Origin of the sequence: Enterobacter sp. 237C8, assembly GCF_034106865.1 — a bacterium.
GTDB classification, from domain to species: Bacteria; Pseudomonadota; Gammaproteobacteria; order Enterobacterales; family Enterobacteriaceae; genus Enterobacter; species Enterobacter asburiae_B.
The window spans coordinates 1,714,619-1,731,740 of record NZ_JAWNDF010000001.1 but is presented as its reverse complement, the minus strand read 5'-3'; the positions used below and the strand labels follow the sequence as shown (position 1 = coordinate 1,731,740).

At 61.1% G+C, this 17,122-nt stretch carries 11 protein-coding genes; 8 read left to right on the top strand and 3 right to left on the bottom strand.

Annotation, left to right across the window (positions count from 1 at the left end; genetic code table 11):
* Positions 1-43: 43 nt before the first annotated feature.
* Positions 44-397, bottom strand: coding sequence for a DsrE/DsrF/TusD sulfur relay family protein (locus USF70_RS08395; protein WP_008499522.1), 354 nt, complete (start codon positions 395-397; stop codon positions 44-46).
* Positions 398-469: 72 nt separating this feature from the next.
* Here USF70_RS08395 and nasR point away from each other — a divergent pair, with 72 nt between their 5' ends.
* The 7 genes from nasR to USF70_RS08360 all read left to right on the top strand — a co-directional run bounded on the left by nasR (position 470) and on the right by USF70_RS08360 (position 12,787).
* A complete protein-coding gene (gene nasR, locus USF70_RS08390; protein WP_320735530.1) occupies positions 470-1,654 on the top strand; it encodes a nitrate regulatory protein NasR in 1,185 nt (394 codons plus the stop codon).
* A gap of 231 nt (positions 1,655-1,885) precedes the next feature.
* Positions 1,886-3,133 carry a CmpA/NrtA family ABC transporter substrate-binding protein gene (locus USF70_RS08385; protein WP_047061039.1) on the top strand — a complete coding sequence of 416 codons (1,248 nt, stop codon included), beginning with the start codon at positions 1,886-1,888 and terminating at the stop codon, positions 3,131-3,133.
* A 2-nt stretch (positions 3,134-3,135) separates the two neighbouring features.
* Positions 3,136-4,014 (top strand): nitrate ABC transporter permease, encoded by an 879-nt coding sequence (gene ntrB / locus USF70_RS08380; protein ID WP_047061038.1) that lies wholly within the window; start codon positions 3,136-3,138, stop codon positions 4,012-4,014.
* Positions 4,015-4,023: 9 nt separating this feature from the next.
* The gene (locus USF70_RS08375; protein ID WP_033145769.1) at positions 4,024-4,812 is read left to right on the top strand and encodes an ABC transporter ATP-binding protein; all 789 of its coding nucleotides are present in this window, start codon (positions 4,024-4,026) and stop codon (positions 4,810-4,812) included.
* Between the two features lie 12 nt (positions 4,813-4,824).
* A complete protein-coding gene (gene nirB, locus USF70_RS08370) occupies positions 4,825-8,811 on the top strand; it encodes a nitrite reductase large subunit NirB (protein ID WP_320735529.1) in 3,987 nt (1,328 codons plus the stop codon).
* Complete coding sequence (locus USF70_RS08365; protein WP_320735528.1) at positions 8,808-11,333, top strand: nitrate reductase; 2,526 nt, start codon at positions 8,808-8,810, stop codon at positions 11,331-11,333. The genes nirB and USF70_RS08365 overlap by 4 nt, the downstream gene beginning before the upstream one ends.
* A gap of 47 nt (positions 11,334-11,380) precedes the next feature.
* Positions 11,381-12,787, top strand: a complete 1,407-nt coding sequence (locus USF70_RS08360) for a YchO/YchP family invasin (RefSeq protein WP_320735527.1) — start codon at positions 11,381-11,383, stop codon at positions 12,785-12,787.
* A gap of 3 nt (positions 12,788-12,790) precedes the next feature.
* Here the strand turns inward: USF70_RS08360 and narL are convergent, their stop codons facing one another.
* The gene (gene narL / locus USF70_RS08355) at positions 12,791-13,441 is read right to left on the bottom strand and encodes a two-component system response regulator NarL (RefSeq protein ID WP_008499531.1); all 651 of its coding nucleotides are present in this window, start codon (positions 13,439-13,441) and stop codon (positions 12,791-12,793) included.
* Complete coding sequence (narX, locus tag USF70_RS08350; protein ID WP_033145766.1) at positions 13,434-15,230, bottom strand: nitrate/nitrite two-component system sensor histidine kinase NarX; 1,797 nt, start codon at positions 15,228-15,230, stop codon at positions 13,434-13,436. The genes narL and narX overlap by 8 nt, the downstream gene beginning before the upstream one ends.
* Before the next feature lie 309 nt (positions 15,231-15,539).
* Between narX and USF70_RS08345 the strand changes: the two genes are divergently transcribed.
* Positions 15,540-16,937 (top strand): NarK family nitrate/nitrite MFS transporter, encoded by a 1,398-nt coding sequence (locus tag USF70_RS08345; RefSeq protein ID WP_320735526.1) that lies wholly within the window; start codon positions 15,540-15,542, stop codon positions 16,935-16,937.
* Positions 16,938-17,122: the final 185 nt, after the last annotated feature.

Sequence of the window (17,122 nt, the reverse complement as noted above, 5' to 3'; positions counted from 1 at the left end):
GAAACCGCGTCCATAAGAAAATAATATTTTTACGGGTTTATTATTAAAAAGTTAATACTTTATCGGCGGACAGCGTCCACTCGGCCAGCTCAACCAGCGTACCAATCTCTACGCCATCAATCAGCGGCAGACCGGTAATGCCGCGACCGTCGGTGCAGGTCTTGCACAGCTTCACCGGCACGTTTTGCGCGGTGAGGATCTCCAGCATCTGCTGAATGTTATAGCCTTCTGCCGGTTTTTGACCCTTCAGCCCCGCGGTGACCGCGTCCGACATTAAAAAGAGTCGTAACGCCAGGTCGCTCTCTTTTTCACGCAGCGCAATCGCCAGGCGCAGGCTGTTAAAAAGGGATTCGCTGCCGTAAGCCGCACCGTTGGCGACGATCACAATCTTCTGCATGTTGACTCCTGTTCTTATAAAGGCACGAATATTGCTTAGCTTTCCCGAGTTTCGCTGTTCTGGAGAGTAAGCATGACATTAATGGCTGGCATTTCGCCAGGCGCTGGCGAATGGCTCGAGCGCGCAAAGATGATGCGCCGGGAGCAGCTCAGCAAGCTGGCACAGCTTGGCGTGCTTGTGCACGGCATTAGCCAACTGGTGCATATGTTACAGTGCGAGCGTGGGGCGTCCAACGTCTGGCTCTGCTCACAGGGTAAGCTCTACGCCCCTGAATGCAAAGCCAGCCGTGCGCTGGCGGATGAAAACCTCGCTGCACTTTATGACATTCTTGAAAAACAGTCGCCGATCCCGGGAAGTACCGTCTGTGAACGTATCGGCGGCGCGCTTCAGTGCCTTGATATGCTTCCCGCGCTGCGCGACGGTGTTATTCAGCAAACGGTAACGGCGCCGCAGGCGATGGAACACTACTCCCGCATGCTTCGCCATCTGCTCAGTATCGTGCCGCAGCTCAATGACAGCATTGACGATCCGCAAATCGCCGGGCGTTTTGTTGCCCTTTATAGCCTGATGCAGGGGAAAGAGCTGGCGGGACAGGAACGGGCCCTGGGGGCGATTGGCTTCACGCAGGGCTTTTTCGATGATGTGACTCGCCAGAGGCTGGTTGACCGCATCGACGGGCAGCAGGCCTGCTTTGAAATTTTTCTCTCACACAGCTCCGCTGACGTCCAGACCACCTTTTCTCTGCACTGCCAGCCCGATCGTGAAACGGAGCAACTCCGGCGCGTAGCCTGTACCCGCCAGCCTGCCGCGGATGATGGCCTTACCGCTCTGGCCTGGTTTGCTCTGCAAACCGCGCGCCTTGAGCATCTGCGCACGCTGGAGGAGACGCTCATCGCCGATCTGATGACGGCGGTGGACGAGCGTATTTACCGTAACGATGAGTACGTGCCTCCCGCCGATGAGCAGGACGACCCGCTGATACAGTATCCGGAAAAACCGTTGCTCACCCTGGTGCGCCAGCAGGCACGCGAGATAGAACAGCTCTCGCGCCAGCTTGCATCGCTGCGCGATACGCTTGAAGAGCGCAAAGTCATTGATAAAGCGAAAAGCGTGCTGATGACCCACCAGAATATGAGTGAGGAACAGGCCTGGACGGCGCTGCGCAAAATGGCGATGGACAAAAACCAAAGGATGGTGGATATCGCCCGCGCGCTGCTAATGGTGAAGAATTTATGGCAGGTAACACCAAAGGAGTAGCTGCACGGTCAGCGGGCATTTTGTGCCTGATTAAGGTGCGTGCAGGCGAGGGGAGTTCGGTTAGCGCCCCGGAAACTGCGGGTTAAAACCTGGCATTCACTTTGCATTATCGGATTAACCATTTTTGACGATGCGCCAACGGCGGCGCATGCGTCTTCGGGATAAAGGCGTCCACTGGTGCTTCGGCATCGTGGGCGCTTTTTTTTGGTTTTTTTTCAGGAGTGGTTGGTCATGGCGGATTTGTCGAGACGGCGTTTTTTGCAGGCCAGCGTGCTGGCGAGTGGCGCAATGCTGTTACCGGGTATCATGCAGGCCGCATGGGCGGCAGGCTCGGATAAACCGGAGCAGGAAACGGTGCGCATCGGGTTTATCCCGCTGACCGACTGCGCCCCGGTGGTTATCGCGGCGCTGAAAGGCTTTGATAAAAAATACGGTATTACCATCGTGCCCACCAAAGAGGCGAGCTGGGCGGCTGTGCGCGACAAGCTGGTGGCGGGCGAACTCGATGCCGCGCACATTCTCTACGGCCTGCTGTACGGCCTGGAGCTGGGCATCGCCGGCAAGCCGCAGCAGATGGCGAACCTGATGACGCTCAATCAGAACGGCCAGGCGATTACGCTTTCCAGCGATCTGGCGGAGAAGGGCGTACGAGACCTTGACGGGCTGAAAAAGCTCATTGGGCAGCAGGCGCCCGGCACCTACACCTTCGCGCACACCTTCCCGACCGGGACGCACGCCATGTGGCTCTACTACTGGCTGGCCAGCGCGGGCATTAACCCCTTTGACGACGTGCGCACGGTGGTGGTGCCGCCGCCGCAGATGGTGATGAACATGCGCATTGGCAACATGGTTGGCTTTTGCGTCGGCGAGCCGTGGAACGCCCGGGCAATCAACGACCGCATCGGTTTTACCGCCGCCACGTCGCAGTCTATCTGGGCCGATCATCCGGAAAAAATCCTCGGTACGCGCCGCGACTGGGTGGAGAAAAAACCGCACACCGCGCGTGCGCTGGTGAGCGCGGTACTGGAGGCGGCGCGCTGGATCGAAGCCTCCCCGGAAAACAAACGCGAGACCGCGCAGATCCTCTCCCGCCGGGCGTGGCTCAACTGCAAAGAACAGTATCTCACCGGACGCATGCTCGGCGAGTACGACAACGGCCTGGGCCAGCGCTGGCAGGACGCGCACCCGATCCGCTTCTTCAACGAGGGGGCCGTCAGCTACCCGTATCTCTCCGACGGCATGTGGTTCTTAACCCAGTTCCGCCGCTGGGGCTTGCTCAAATCCGCGCCGGACTACGCGGGCATCGCGCAGCGCATTAACCAGACCGCGGTCTGGCAGGATGCCGCCACGGCGGTGGGGGGCATCAGCACACCGACTTCACCATTACGCAGCAGCACATTGATGGACGGCACCGTCTGGAACGGTACCGACCCGGAAGGATACGCCAGCCGTTTCGCCATTCACCGTAAAGAGGCCTGATTATGCAGCATCTGCAAAAGACGAATTCACACGAGACGCCGGAGAGTGGGGAGGTGATTGTCCTGCCTCCGGTGCAGGTTCGCCGCCGTACGCCGACGTTTGCGCGTCGGATTAACGCGATCCTCCAGCGCATCATCCCGGCGTTTCTCGGTCTGGGACTGCTGGTGGTGCTCTGGCAGCTGGCGGCGATTAACAGCAAAGGTTTCCCGACGCCGCTCAGCACGCTCGATTCCGCCATCACCCTGTTTGCCGATCCGTTTTATCGCGACGGGCCTAACGATATGGGCATCGGCTGGAACGTGCTCGCCTCATTACAGCGCGTGGCGGTGGGCTTTGGCCTGGCCGCGCTCACCGGGATCCCGCTCGGCTTCCTGATTGGTCGCTTCACCTTTTTCTCTCGCATGTTCGGACCGCTGATCGCGCTGTTACGCCCGGTTAGCCCGCTGGCCTGGCTGCCCATCGGCCTGCTGCTGTTCCAGAAAGCGGAGCCCGCGTCGAGCTGGACCATTTTCATCTGCTCCATCTGGCCGATGGTGATCAACACCGCCGAAGGCGTACGCCGCATTCCGCAGGACTACCTCAACGTGGCCCGGGTGCTGCAGCTTTCCGAGTGGACCATCATGCGCCGCATTCTCTTCCCGGCGGTGCTGCCCGCGGTGCTGACCGGGGTGCGTCTCTCCATCGGCATCGCCTGGCTGGTGATCGTCGCCGCCGAGATGCTCACCGGAGGTTTAGGGATCGGCTTCTGGATCTGGAACGAGTGGAACAACCTCAACGTCGAAAACATTCTCATCGCCATCGTCATCATTGGCGTGGTCGGGCTGCTGCTGGAGCAGGGGCTGATGCTGATCGCCCGTCGCTTTAGCTGGCAGGAAAAATAAGGAGCGAACATGAAACCATTAATTCAGGTCCAGGCCGTGAGCCAGCGTTTTTCCACCGCCAGCGGCGAGTTTCTGGCGCTGCAAAACGTCTCTTTTGATATCCACGAGGGCGAAACCGTCAGCCTGATCGGGCACTCCGGCTGCGGCAAATCGACGCTGCTGAACCTCATCGCCGGTATTACCCTGCCGACGGAAGGCGGGCTGATCTGCGACAACCGTGAAATCGCCGGGCCGGGTCCGGAACGTGCGGTGGTCTTCCAGAACCATTCGCTGCTGCCGTGGCTCACCTGCTTCGACAACGTGGCCCTGGCGGTCGATCACGTGTTTCGCCACAGCATGAGCAAGGCGGAGCGCAGGGAGTGGATCGAGCATAACCTCGACCGCGTGCAGATGGGGCACGCCCTGCACAAGCGACCGGGGGAGATCTCCGGCGGCATGAAGCAGCGCGTCGGTATTGCCCGCGCGCTGGCGATGAAGCCGAAAGTCCTGCTGATGGATGAACCCTTCGGCGCCCTCGATGCGCTGACGCGCGCGCATCTGCAGGACTCGGTGATGCAGATCCAGCAGGCGCTGAACACCACCATCGTGCTCATTACCCACGACGTGGACGAGGCGGTGCTGCTCTCCGATCGCGTGCTGATGATGACCAACGGCCCGGCGGCCACCGTCGGGGAGATCCTGCGCGTGGACCTGCCGCGCCCGCGCAACCGGGTGCAGCTGGCCGACGACAGCCGCTATCACCACATGCGCCAGCAGATCCTCCATTTCCTCTATGAAAAGCAGCCGAAAGCGGCGTAACGAGGGGTTTTGATGCGACTGGTCATTATCGGAAATGGCATGGCGGCCACGCGGCTGATTGCCTCGCTCACCGGGCGTGCTGACGGTCGTTTCGCTATCACCGTCATCGGTGACGAGCCGGAGCATGCCTATAACCGCATCCAGCTTTCGCCGGTCCTGGGCGGTGAAAAGCAGGCTGCAGACATCTGTTTGCAGGATGACGACTGGTACCAGTCGCGCGGCGTGACGGTGCTGCGGGGTGAAAAGGCGATCGCCGTGAACGTGGACGCGCGGGAAGTGCAAACCACCGCCCGCACGCTGGGCTGGGACGCGCTGGTGTTTGCCACCGGATCAACGCCCTTTATTCCGCCAATCCCCGGCTGCGATACGCCGCATGTGTTCACGTTCCGCACCCTGGAGGATACCCGGGCCATTCGGACGATCGCCGGTCCGGCGGTGGTGCTGGGCGGCGGCGTGCTCGGGGTTGAGACGGCGGCAGCGCTGGCGCGCTCAGGTGACAACGTCACGCTGGTTCATCGCGGCCCGTGGCTGATGGAGCAGCAGCTGGATCGGCAGGCGGGAATGCTGCTGGAAGAGGCGCTGGCGGCGCGGGGCGTGCGCTGTGAGCTCGCCTCGGGCATCGCAGCGGTGAGCGGGAATAGCGTGACGCTGCTCAACGGGCGCCACGTCGTCGCCGCGCGCGTGGTGCTGGCGACCGGCGTGCAGCCCAGCGTCGCGCTGGCGCAGGCCAGCGGCATTCGCTGCGCGCGCGGCATCGTGGTGGATCACCAGATGCAAACCTCCGAACCGAACGTCTACGCCATCGGCGAGTGCTGCGAAATTGACGGGCAGACGTTTGGCCTGGTCGCCCCCTGCCTGGCGCAGGCGGAAATCCTGGCCGCGCGGCTGGCCGGGGACGCTACCGCGCCGTTTACCCTGACCGACAGCGGGATGCGCCTCAAGGTGACGGGCGTGGAGCTGTTCAGCCTCGGCCGTGCGGCGGAGCAGGAGGGCGACGTGGTCTGGAGCGCATGGGATCCGATGACCCGTCACTATCGTCGTTTATTGATCCATCAGGGGGCGCTGGCTGGCGCGCTGTTGATGGGCGACTGCCGCAGCGCGGCAACGTTTACCGATTTACTGGCAACGGCTGCGCCCGCCCACGCGGACTGGCTGTTCGATCGTTTCACTACGCAACCGCAGGTTGCAGGACAGAATGCTATGACAAAACCTACTCTGGTGGTGGTTGGGCACGGTATGGTCGGCCATCATTTCCTCGAAGACTGCGTTAAGCGCAATCTGCATCAGCAGTATCAGATCGTCGTCTTTGGCGAGGAGCGCTATGCCGCCTACGACCGCGTGCATTTGTCGGAATATTTTGGCGGCCGCAGCGCGGCGTCGCTCTCGCTGGTGGAGGGGGATTTCTTTGCCGACAGCGGCATTGAGCTGCGCCTGTCACAGCAGATCGTCGGCATCGACCGCGACGCGCGCGTGGTGCGTACCGCCAGCGGGCATGAGACCCACTGGGACAAGCTGGTGCTGGCGACCGGCTCATACCCGTTCGTTCCGCCCGTGCCGGGCAACGATTTGCCGGGCTGTTTTGTCTACCGCACCCTTGACGACCTGGACAACATTGCTGCACATGCGGCGGGCTCGCGCCGCGGCGTGGTGATTGGCGGCGGCCTGCTCGGACTGGAGGCGGCGAATGCCCTGAAGCAGCTCGGGCTGGAAACCCACGTGGTGGAGTTTGCGCCCAACCTGATGGCGGTCCAGCTCGACAACGACGGCGCGGCGATGCTGCGCAAGAAAATCGAGGCGCTGGGCGTCGGCGTTCACACCAGTAAAGCCACGACGGAGATCGCCACCGCGGACGGCGGGCTGGTGCTGCGCTTTGCCGATGGCGAACAGCTGGAAACGGACATGGTGGTCTTTTCGGCGGGCATCCGTCCGCAGGACGCGCTGGCGCGCAGCAGCGGGCTGGCTATCGGCGAACGCGGCGGGATCTGCATTGACGACGGCTGCCAGACCTCCGATCCGGACGTGCTGGCCATCGGCGAATGCGCCCTGTGGGAGGGGAAAATCTTCGGTCTGGTCGCGCCCGGCTATCAGATGGCGCGCGTGGCCGCCGCCGCGCTGGCGGGAGAGGATAAAACCTTCACCGGCGCGGATATGAGCACTAAGCTCAAGCTGCTCGGCGTGGACGTGGCCTCGTTCGGCGACGCCCACGGGCGCACCCCGGGGGCGCTGAGCTACCAGTGGACGCACGGCCCGCAGCAAATCTACAAGAAAATCGTGGTCAGCCACGACGGCAAAACGCTGCTCGGCGGCGTGCTGGTGGGCGATGCCAGCGAATACGCCACGCTGGTGCAGATGATGCTTAACGGCATCAGCCTGCCGAAAGAGCCGGAAACGCTCATTTTACCCGCGTCGTCAGGCAGCGCGCCAAAAGCGCTCGGCGTGGCGGCGCTGCCGGAAAGCGCGCAGATCTGTTCGTGTCATAACGTCAGTAAAGGCGATATTTGCCGGGCGGTGAGCGCGGGCGCGGCGGATATCGGCGCCGTTAAGCAGTGCACCAAAGCGGCGACCGGCTGCGGCGGATGTAGTGCACTGGTGAAGCAGGTGATGGAGTCCCAGCTGGCGGAGCAGGGCGTGGAGGTGAAAAAGGACATCTGCGAGCACTTCCCGTACTCGCGCCAGGAGATTTACCACCTCGTGCGCGTCAACCATATCCGCACCTTTGACCAGCTTATCAGCCGCTACGGACAGGGGCACGGATGCGAGATCTGCAAGCCGCTGGTGGGATCGGTGCTCGCCTCCTGCTGGAACGAGTATCTGCTGAAACCGGCGCACCTGCCGCTGCAGGATACCAACGACCGCTACTTCGCCAACATCCAGAAGGACGGCACATACTCCATCGTGCCGCGCATGCCCGCAGGGGAAGTGACTGCCGACGGGCTGATTGCCATCGGGCAGATTGCGAAACGCTACAGCCTGTACAGCAAAATTACCGGCGGACAGCGTATCGATCTTTTCGGCGCCACTCTGGAACAGCTGCCGGCGATCTGGCAGGCGCTGGTGGAGGCCGGGTTTGAAACCGGACACGCCTACGGTAAATCCCTGCGCACGGTGAAATCCTGCGTCGGCTCGACCTGGTGCCGCTACGGCGTGCAGGACTCCACCGGCCTCGCGGTCCGGCTGGAGCACCGCTACAAGGGCCTGCGCGCGCCGCACAAAATCAAAATGGCGGTCTCAGGCTGCACCCGCGAGTGCGCGGAGGCGCAGAGCAAAGACGTAGGGGTGATTGCCACCGATAAGGGCTGGAACCTCTATCTGTGCGGCAACGGCGGGATGAAGCCACGCCACGCGGATCTCTTCGCCAGCGATCTGGACGACGAAACGTTAATTCGCACCATCGACCGTTTCCTGATGTTTTACATCCGCACGGCGGATCGCCTGCAGCGTACCAGCACCTGGATGGACAACCTGGAAGGCGGCCTCGACTATCTGCGGGAGGTGATCCTCAACGACAGCCTCGGCATCGCCCACGAGCTGGAGCAGGAGATGGCCCGGGTGGTGGAAACCTACCAGTGCGAATGGCAAACCACGCTCAGCGATCCCAGCCGCCTGGCGCTGTTCCGCACGACGGTGAACGAGACCGCGCCGGATGAAAGCAAGCGCTGGCAGGAAATTTGCGGCATCGACGATATCCCCGAGCAGGCGGGCATCGGCGCGCGGCTTGGACGTAAGCCGATTGCGCTCTTCCGCTTTGGTAAAACCGTTTACGCCCTCGACGATCGGGAGCCGGGCGGCGATGCGAACGTGCTTTCACGCGGCATTCTTGGCGATGCGGCGGGCGAGCCGGTGGTGATATCACCGCTCTACAAGCAGCGCATTCGCCTGCGCGACGGCTGTCAGGTAGAGAACGGCGAACCCGCGGTGCGCGCGTGGCCAGTGAAGATTGAAAACGGCAAGGTGTGGGTTGGTAGCGACGCCCTGGTAATGCGTGCGGAGGCCTCATGACGGAAACCCGAACAACGTGCCCCTACTGCGGGGTGGGCTGCGGCGTGGTCGCCCGCGCGGAAGGTGAAGCGGTCAGCGTTCATGGGGATAAAACCCATCCTGCGAACCTGGGGCGCCTGTGCGTGAAAGGATCGGCTCTGGGGGAAACGACGGGCTTACAGGGGCGGCTTTTGCGCCCGGTCGTTGACGGCCTTGAGGTGGACTGGGCGCAGGCGCTGAGCGCGGCAGGAGAGCGCCTGCGGGAGATTATCGATAAATGGGGGCCGCAGGCGGTGGCGTTTTACGCCTCCGGCCAGCTGTTGACCGAGGATTACTATGCCGCCAACAAGCTGATGAAAGGATTTATCGGCGCGGCAAACATCGATACCAACTCCCGGCTCTGCATGTCCTCGGCTGTGGTGGGCTACAAGCGCGCCTTTGGCGAAGACGTGGTGCCGTGCGGCTACGAGGATGTGGAAAACAGCGATCTGGTGGTGCTGGCTGGCTCGAACGCGGCCTGGACGCATCCGGTGCTCTACCAGCGGCTGGTGCAGGCGAAGCACGACAACCCGCAGATGAAGGTGGTGGTTATCGATCCCCGCAGAACCGCCACCTGTGATATTGCCGATCTGCATCTGGCGCTCGCCCCCGGCAGCGACGCCGGGCTGTTTGTCGGTCTGCTTAATGTGATTCAGGGAACGGATGAGTGGCCCGTTGAGCGCGTGGCGGCGTTTTGCGGCCTCTCGCCGCAGGATATAGGCACCTTTTACGACTGGTTTATGACGGCGCCCCGGGCCATCACGCTCTACACCATGGGGATCAACCAGTCCGCCAGCGGCAGCGACAAGTGTAACGCCATCATTAACGTTCATCTTGCCAGCGGGAAGTTCAACCGTCCGGGCTGCGGCCCGTTTTCGCTGACCGGACAGCCAAACGCGATGGGGGGAAGGGAAGTGGGCGGGCTGGCGAACCAGCTGGCGGCGCACATGAACTTTGAGCCGGACGATCTCTCGCGGGTGGCGCGTTTCTGGGGAACGGAACGGCTGGCGCAGACGCCGGGCCTGATGGCGGTGGAGCTGTTTGACGCCATTGCCCGCGGCGAGGTGAAGGCGGTGTGGATCATGGGCACTAACCCCGCCGTGTCGCTTCCGGACAGCCACGCGGTGTGTCAGGCGCTGGCGAACTGCCCGCTGGTGATGGTTTCTGAGGTGATGAAGGATACCGATACCAGCCGGTTCGCCCATATCCGTTTTCCGGCGCTGGGCTGGGGGGAGAAGGACGGGACGGTGACAAACTCGGAACGCCGCATTTCGCGCCAGCGCGCGTTTCTGCCCGCTCCGGGCGAGGCGAAGCCGGACTGGTGGATCGTCGCGCAGATGGCGAAACGGCTGGGCTACGGCGAGGCCTTTGCCTGGCAACATCCGCACGAGATTTTTTGCGAACATGCGGCGCTGACGGCCTTTGAAAATGACGGCGCGCGGGCATTGAGTCTTCATGAACTGGCTGCGCTAACCCGCGAGGAGTGGGATCAGCTTGAGCCTTATCAGTGGCCGACGGGGAGTTTTCCGCGCCGAAACATCGTTCCCGTTAACCCTCTGTCGCACGGCGCGACGGTCAGCGCGTTATACCCGCTGATTCTCAACTCGGGGCGCATCCGCGATCAGTGGCATACCATGACCCGAACGGGATACGTGGCGAGGCTGATGCAGCATATCGCCGAACCGTTTGTTGAGGTTAGCCCGGCAGACGCCGTTCGGTTTTCCCTGTGCGACGGCCAGCTGGCGCGCATCAGCTCGCCGCGCGGCGTGATGGTGGCAAGAGTGCGAATCAGCGACGGGATACGGGAAGGCGAGGCGTTTGCCCCGATGCACTGGAACGCCGGGTTTGCCCGCCAGGGAAAGGTGAATGCGCTGGTGGAAGGGCGCTGCGATCCGGTTTCGGGCCAGCCGGAGAGTAAACAAACCGCCGTCAGGATCCTGCCCTGGCAGCCCGCCTGGCAGGGGGAACTCTATGCCCGGGAATGGCCGGAAATGCCCTCTTCGGCTTACTGGTGGCGTAAAGCGTCACGCCTGACGGTGGCGGGCGATCAACCGCTGCTGCCGTGGGTAATGGAATACGCCAGCGCTCGTGGCTGGCAGCTGCAGGTTGCGCAAACCGGTGAACGCAGCAGCGTGCTGGCCTGGCATGAAGGCCAGCTGATGCTGGGCTTCTGGGAGGGCACCGCGTTACCGGCGCTGGCGCATGCGGTGATTGAAGCCGCTTTTCAATCCCCACCCGTGCTTCTCGCAGAACGCCACGCCTTGTTGAACGGACAGAGCGTCGGGAAGGCGGCGGATCCGGGACGCATCATCTGCAGCTGTTTCAGCGTCGGGGAGAATGCGATACGGGAGGCGATCGTCGGCGGGTGTGATTCCGTCACCGCGCTGGGGGCGACGCTGCGCTGTGGTACGAACTGTGGCTCCTGCGTGCCGGAGCTGAAAGGGCTGTTTCAGGATAATCCTGAAATGTCCGCCAGAACTGCATTTCAAGGCTTATCGCGTTAACATAATAGGAGTTTATTCATAAACACAGGTTCTTATTTACGACGTTGATGGCTGTATCGTCCCGCATTCGTTTGCTGTTATTACTCTCCCTTGTTACGGTCGGAGCCGTTCACGGTGCGCCGAATTCCTTTATCCAGCAGGCGCAAAATCCCTTTGATAATAATGGGGATAGTTTGCCCGACCTCGGCATGGCGGCGCCAACGGGCGAGGGGGAAAAACACCTGGCCGAAATGGCGAAAGCCTTCGGTGAAGCCAGCATGACCGACAACGGCCTGACAACGGGCGAGCAGGCGCGTCAGTTTGCGTTTGGCCAGGTGCGCGACGCGGTGAGCGGCGAAGTGAACCAGCAGATTGAGTCCTGGCTTTCGCCCTGGGGGAACGCCAGCGTGAACTTGCTGGTGGATAACGACGGCAAATTTAACGGCAGCAGCGGGAGCTGGTTTATCCCCTGGAACGATAACAACCGTTACCTGAGCTGGAGCCAGCTTGGCCTGACCCAGCAGGCGGATGGCCTGGTCAGTAACGCCGGAATAGGCCAGCGCTGGGTCGCCGGGAAATGGCTGCTGGGTTACAACACATTTTACGATAACCTGCTGGACGAAAACCTGCAGCGTGCCGGGCTGGGCGCGGAAGCGTGGGGGGAAAATCTGCGTCTGTCAGCCAACTATTATCAGCCCTTTGCTGGCTGGCGCGATCGCTCTGACGTCCAGGAGCAGCGCATAGCGCGCGGCTATGACGTCACCGCTAAAGCCTGGCTGCCGTGGTTCCATCATCTGAATACCAGCGTGAGCTTCGAGCAATACTTCGGCGATAACGTCGATCTCTTCAACAGCGGAACGGGCTATCACAATCCGGTGGCGGTGAATCTGGGGCTTAACTATACCCCCGTGCCGCTGGTCACCCTGACCGCCGCGCACAAGCAGGGCGAAAGTGGCGCGAGCCAGAATAACCTCGGGCTGAAGCTCAACTATCGCTTTGGCGTGCCGCTGGTGAAGCAGCTTTCCGCCGGTGAAGTCGCCGCCACGCGTTCCCTGCGCGGAAGCCGCTACGACTCGCCGGAGCGCAATAGCCTGCCGGTGATGGAGTTCCGCCAACGTAAAACGCTGTCCATCTGGCTGGCGACGCCGCCGTGGGATCTGAAAGGGGGCGAGACCGTTATGCTGAAGCTTCAGGTTCGCAGCGCGCACGGCATTCGTGAGATCCACTGGCAGGGGGATACGCAGGCGCTGAGCCTGACGTCGCCGGCCAAAAGCAACAGCAGCGACGGCTGGAGTGTAATTATGCCTGCCTGGGATGACAGTGAAGGGGCGACAAACCGCTGGCACCTGTCGGCGGTGGTGGAAGATGAGAAAGGCCAGCGCGTCTCGTCCAATGAGATCGTGCTGACCGTCGTGCAGCCGCTGGTCGCATTGCCCGACAACGACCCGCGCTGGAAGCTTCTGCCGGAGGAGTAATCCTTAAAAAATGCGTTCCTGATGCACCCACACCGCGGCTTCAACGCGGGATTTTAGCTTCATTTTCTTCAGCATATGCTTCACGTGCACTTTGACCGTGCTTTCGGTGATGTCCAGGCGGCGGGCGATCATTTTGTTCGGCAGCCCCTGGGCAATGAGTTTGAGAATATCGCGCTCGCGCGGGGTTAACTGGCTGACGTCGCGGTCAGAGGTGGCGCGATTGGCGCGCAGGCTGGCGGCCAGCACTGGCGTTAAGGCTTCGCTGAGAACCATCTCGCCCGCCGCGGCCTGCTGCAGCGCCTTAAGCAAGTCTTCCGGCTCCATATCCTTGAGCAGATAACCATCCGCCCCGCGCTTCAGCGCCGTGACCACATCCTCTTCATGGTTCGACACGCTAAAGACGACGATGCGCCCGGAAAGCGATTTTTCCCGCAGCTTGTCGAGGGTTTCCAGACCGTTCATGCCGGGCATATTCAGATCGAGCAGGATCAGGTCGGGATCGAGGGATTCGGCAAGCTCAATGCCCTGTTCACCGTTGCTGGCTTCGCCAACCACCGTGATATCGGGCGCCATGCTGACCAGCTGTTTCACGCCAGTACGCAGCATCGGATGGTCGTCGATCAGCAGGATGGATGCCGGTTCCTGATTAGTCATGGGTTTCTCCTTGAGCAGTTGTAAGCGGTTTCTCGGGAATAAAGGTGACTACAACTTCCGTGCCACCCGTCTCTCTCCGGCGAACCTGGCAATCACCGCGCAGGCTTTGGGCGCGGTCTCGCATAATAATTAAACCATAGTGGTTAGTGCGTTCAGCATTTTCCGGCACGCCGCGGCCGTTGTCGTGAACCGTGAGCTTCACCTGATTGCTGTGCTGGCTGACGGTGACCGTTACCGCCGTCGCCCCGGAATGTTTAAGCACGTTGCTCAGCGCTTCACGGGCGATCTGCAGTACATGTATGGCCTGGTGGGAGGGGACAAACCGCGGCGGCAGCTGGTAGTCCAGCTTCACCGGGAACCCCAGCCGGGCGCTAAATTCGTGACAGCTGGCCTCCAGCGCCGGACGCAGGCCCGGCTCGGTCAGCTGCAGACGGAAGGTGGTCAGCAGCTCGCGAAGCTGTATCCAGGAGGTGTTCAGCTCGTTGCGGATCTGGCTGAGCAGCTGCTTGTTGCTTTCGGGCATCTCCGCATCCTGCATCTGCAGGCAGCTCACCTGCATTTTCATACAGGAGAGCGACTGGGCGATCGAGTCGTGAAGCTCGCGGGCAATGGTCGCGCGCTCTTCCATGACGATCAGCTGCTGCTGCTTTTCCTGATGTCTGTCGAGCGCCAGCGTGGCCGTTAGCTGTTCGACCAGCGTATCGACCAGCTGCTGCTGGTCGTGGCTAAGGTGACGCCCGGCTGGTAGCGTTGCCAGCAGAATACCGTACTGAGTGTGGCTGTCGGTCAGGCGCCACTTCAGGGTGGTGCCACCGGACGTCAGCGGCGGCAGGCCGCGAGGGCAAAGATGGCAGCCTTTGTCATCGCAGGACATATCCGACTGACAGGTAAATTCCTGATGGTTATCTTCGTCTTCCACGTCGTAGACGCGCAGCTCAAGGTCGTGAAGCAGGGTCAGATTTTGCAGGCCGTTCAGCACCGGAGAGAGGCGTTCGCATAGCGGCACCTGCATGTGCAGACGACGGTTGGCCTGCCACAGGAAGGAGAGGATCTCGTTTTTCTGCTCCAGTCCGGCCGTTTTTTCCTGAACGCGCTGTTCCAGCACCGCGTAGCTCTCGGAGAGCTCTGCCGACATGGTGTTGAGCGCCTGGCCGAGCATGGCCATCTCGTTGCGCCCGCTGATGTGCGTGCGCTGGGTAAAATCGCGTGCGGTCACCGCGCGGGCCATTGCCAGCAGCTGTTTCCACGGGTTCAGCAGCCGCGCGCGGAGCCAGACGATGGTGAAGATCAGCAGCAGCCCCATAAACAGCGCCATGGCGCGGTGCACCATCACCACCCGGTCGATGCGTAATTCGGTGGTTTGGTCGAAAGAGGAGACCAGCGCATCAATGCGTGAGACGAACCCGGCCACGTCCTGCGCAACGGTTTCGGTGCTGCGCGCCTGTTTCAGCCCGGGCTCCAGCTGGGTGTGCCAGTAGCCCTGAAGGGCTTTAAGCTGATATTGCTGACCGGCGCGGATGGCGGCGTTTTCCAGTTCGGGGCTGAAGACCGTGCGCTCCATTTCATCAATCAGGGGCCGATCGTCCTGCGTCAGGGGAACCGACGCCAGCAGGCGATAACTCTGCATGCGTAGCGAGCCTGCCTCGTTGATGGCATGCGCATTACCCTGTACGCCCTGTACCAGCCAGCCGGAGATCGCCATGCCGGTCACGCCGATGGCGGTGGACAGCAAAACGATAAGGGCTAGCTGATTCACGAGCGTCAGCGGAGATAAACATCTTTTTAACATAGAGGTGGCGTGCTCCTGACGTGGCCTGCTTGCAGGAATGGCGCTATTCTGGTGCATACCCTGGAGTATACCCATACCAATAAAGGATTACCCCTAAATTGCCAACGGAGTAGAGAGAAGGAGGTGGGGGTAGCCAGGAACCCTCAGTGCCGTGAAAAACCACGTCTTTTTTACCGAATTAGCCTACTCACTAAGGGTGAGGCCTTATTTTGCGCCGCAAAACCTCCCACTTTTCCTTTGATTTATATCAACTTACCGCCGCCCTAAAACCCTAATGTTTGCAGCATCATTCGAGAATCAGAGGTGTCTATGAGTCACTCATCCGCTCCCGAAAGGGAAAATGGTGCCGTTATTACAGACTGGCGTCCAGAGGATCCGGCGTTCTGGCAACAGCGCGGCCATCGTGTAGCAAGCCGGAATCTGTGGATTTCCGTGCCGTGTTTGTTATTAGCGTTTTGCGTATGGATGTTGTTTAGCGCGGTGGCGGTCAATCTGCCGAAAGTTGGGTTTACGTTTACGACCGATCAGCTGTTCATGCTTACCGCGCTGCCGTCGCTGTCAGGCGCGCTGCTGCGTGTGCCTTACGCGTTTATGGTGCCGGTGTTTGGCGGTCGTCGCTGGACGGCGTTCAGTACGGGCATCATGATCGTCCCCTGCGTCTGGCTCGGCTTCGCGGTGCAGGATACCTCTACGCCGTTCAGCGTGTTCGTGATTATTTCCCTGCTGTGCGGTTTTGCGGGTGCGAACTTCGCCTCCAGCATGGCGAACATCAGCTTCTTCTTCCCGAAAGCGAAGCAGGGCGGTGCGCTGGGCATTAACGGCGGCCTGGGGAATATGGGCGTCAGCGTGATGCAGTTGATTGCCCCGCTGGCGATCTCTGTTTCTATTTTCGCGGCCTTTGGCGGCGGTGGCGTTGAGCAGGCGGATGGTTCTTCCCTCTATCTGCAGAACGCCGCCTGGATCTGGGTACCTTTCCTGGTGGTCTTCACCCTCGCAGCCTGGTTCTTTATGAATGACCTGTCCGCGTCGAAGGCGTCGCTGAGCGAACAGCTGCCGGTGCTGAAGCGTGGACACCTCTGGGTGATGGCGCTGCTGTATCTGGCCACCTTCGGTTCGTTTATCGGCTTCTCTGCGGGCTTCGCGATGCTGTCGAAAACGCAGTTCCCGGAGATTCAGATCCTGCACTTTGCCTTCTTCGGGCCGTTTATCGGTGCCCTGGCGCGTTCGCTGGGCGGCATGGTCTCTGACCGTCTCGGCGGTACCCGCGTGACGCTGGTGAACTTCGTCGTGATGGCGGTATTCTGCGCGCTGCTGTTCCTGACGCTGCCCGTCGACGGGCAGGGCGGTAACTTCATCGCCTTCTTCGGCGTGTTTATGGTGCTGTTCCTGACGGCCGGGCTGGGGAGCGCGTCTACCTTCCAGATGATCTCCGTGATCTTCCGTAAGCTGACGATGGATCGCGTGAAGGCGCAGGGCGGTAGCGAAGAGCAGGCCATGCGCGAAGCGGCGACGGATACGGCCGCGGCGCTGGGCTTTATCTCTGCCATCGGCGCGATTGGCGGCTTCTTTATCCCGAAAGCGTTCGGTATCTCTCTGGACCTGACCGGCTCTCCGGCCGGCGCCATGAAAGTCTTCCTCGTCTTCTATATCGCCTGCGTTGTGATTACGTGGCTGGTATATGGCCGAAAAACCAAGAAAAATAAGTAAGTGTGATTATCCGTTTACGCGGCCTTCGGGCCGCGTTTTTTTTGCCAGCATAATAGTTACAACATACTTACGGCTTTTACGGCAGACGCCTGCGGTGACACTGCGATCGCCATCGCTTTGCAGGTGGCTCTACCCCTTAATACCTGAGATGTTAAAGTTTGACTGGCTTTTTGTACGATAAAATA

Coding starts and splice junctions, on each gene's coding strand:
- USF70_RS08345 (WP_320735526.1), top strand. CDS start 15,540: ATGAGTCACTCATCCGCTCCCGAAAGGGAAAATGGTGCCGTTATTACA.
- narX (WP_033145766.1), bottom strand. CDS start 15,230: ATGTTAAAAAGATGTTTATCTCCGCTGACGCTCGTGAATCAGCTAGCC.
- nirB (WP_320735529.1), top strand. CDS start 4,825: ATGCGACTGGTCATTATCGGAAATGGCATGGCGGCCACGCGGCTGATT.
- USF70_RS08395 (WP_008499522.1), bottom strand. CDS start 397: ATGCAGAAGATTGTGATCGTCGCCAACGGTGCGGCTTACGGCAGCGAA.
- narL (WP_008499531.1), bottom strand. CDS start 13,441: ATGACTAATCAGGAACCGGCATCCATCCTGCTGATCGACGACCATCCG.
- nasR (WP_320735530.1), top strand. CDS start 470: ATGACATTAATGGCTGGCATTTCGCCAGGCGCTGGCGAATGGCTCGAG.
- USF70_RS08360 (WP_320735527.1), top strand. CDS start 11,381: ATGGCTGTATCGTCCCGCATTCGTTTGCTGTTATTACTCTCCCTTGTT.
- USF70_RS08385 (WP_047061039.1), top strand. CDS start 1,886: ATGGCGGATTTGTCGAGACGGCGTTTTTTGCAGGCCAGCGTGCTGGCG.
- ntrB (WP_047061038.1), top strand. CDS start 3,136: ATGCAGCATCTGCAAAAGACGAATTCACACGAGACGCCGGAGAGTGGG.
- USF70_RS08375 (WP_033145769.1), top strand. CDS start 4,024: ATGAAACCATTAATTCAGGTCCAGGCCGTGAGCCAGCGTTTTTCCACC.
- USF70_RS08365 (WP_320735528.1), top strand. CDS start 8,808: ATGACGGAAACCCGAACAACGTGCCCCTACTGCGGGGTGGGCTGCGGC.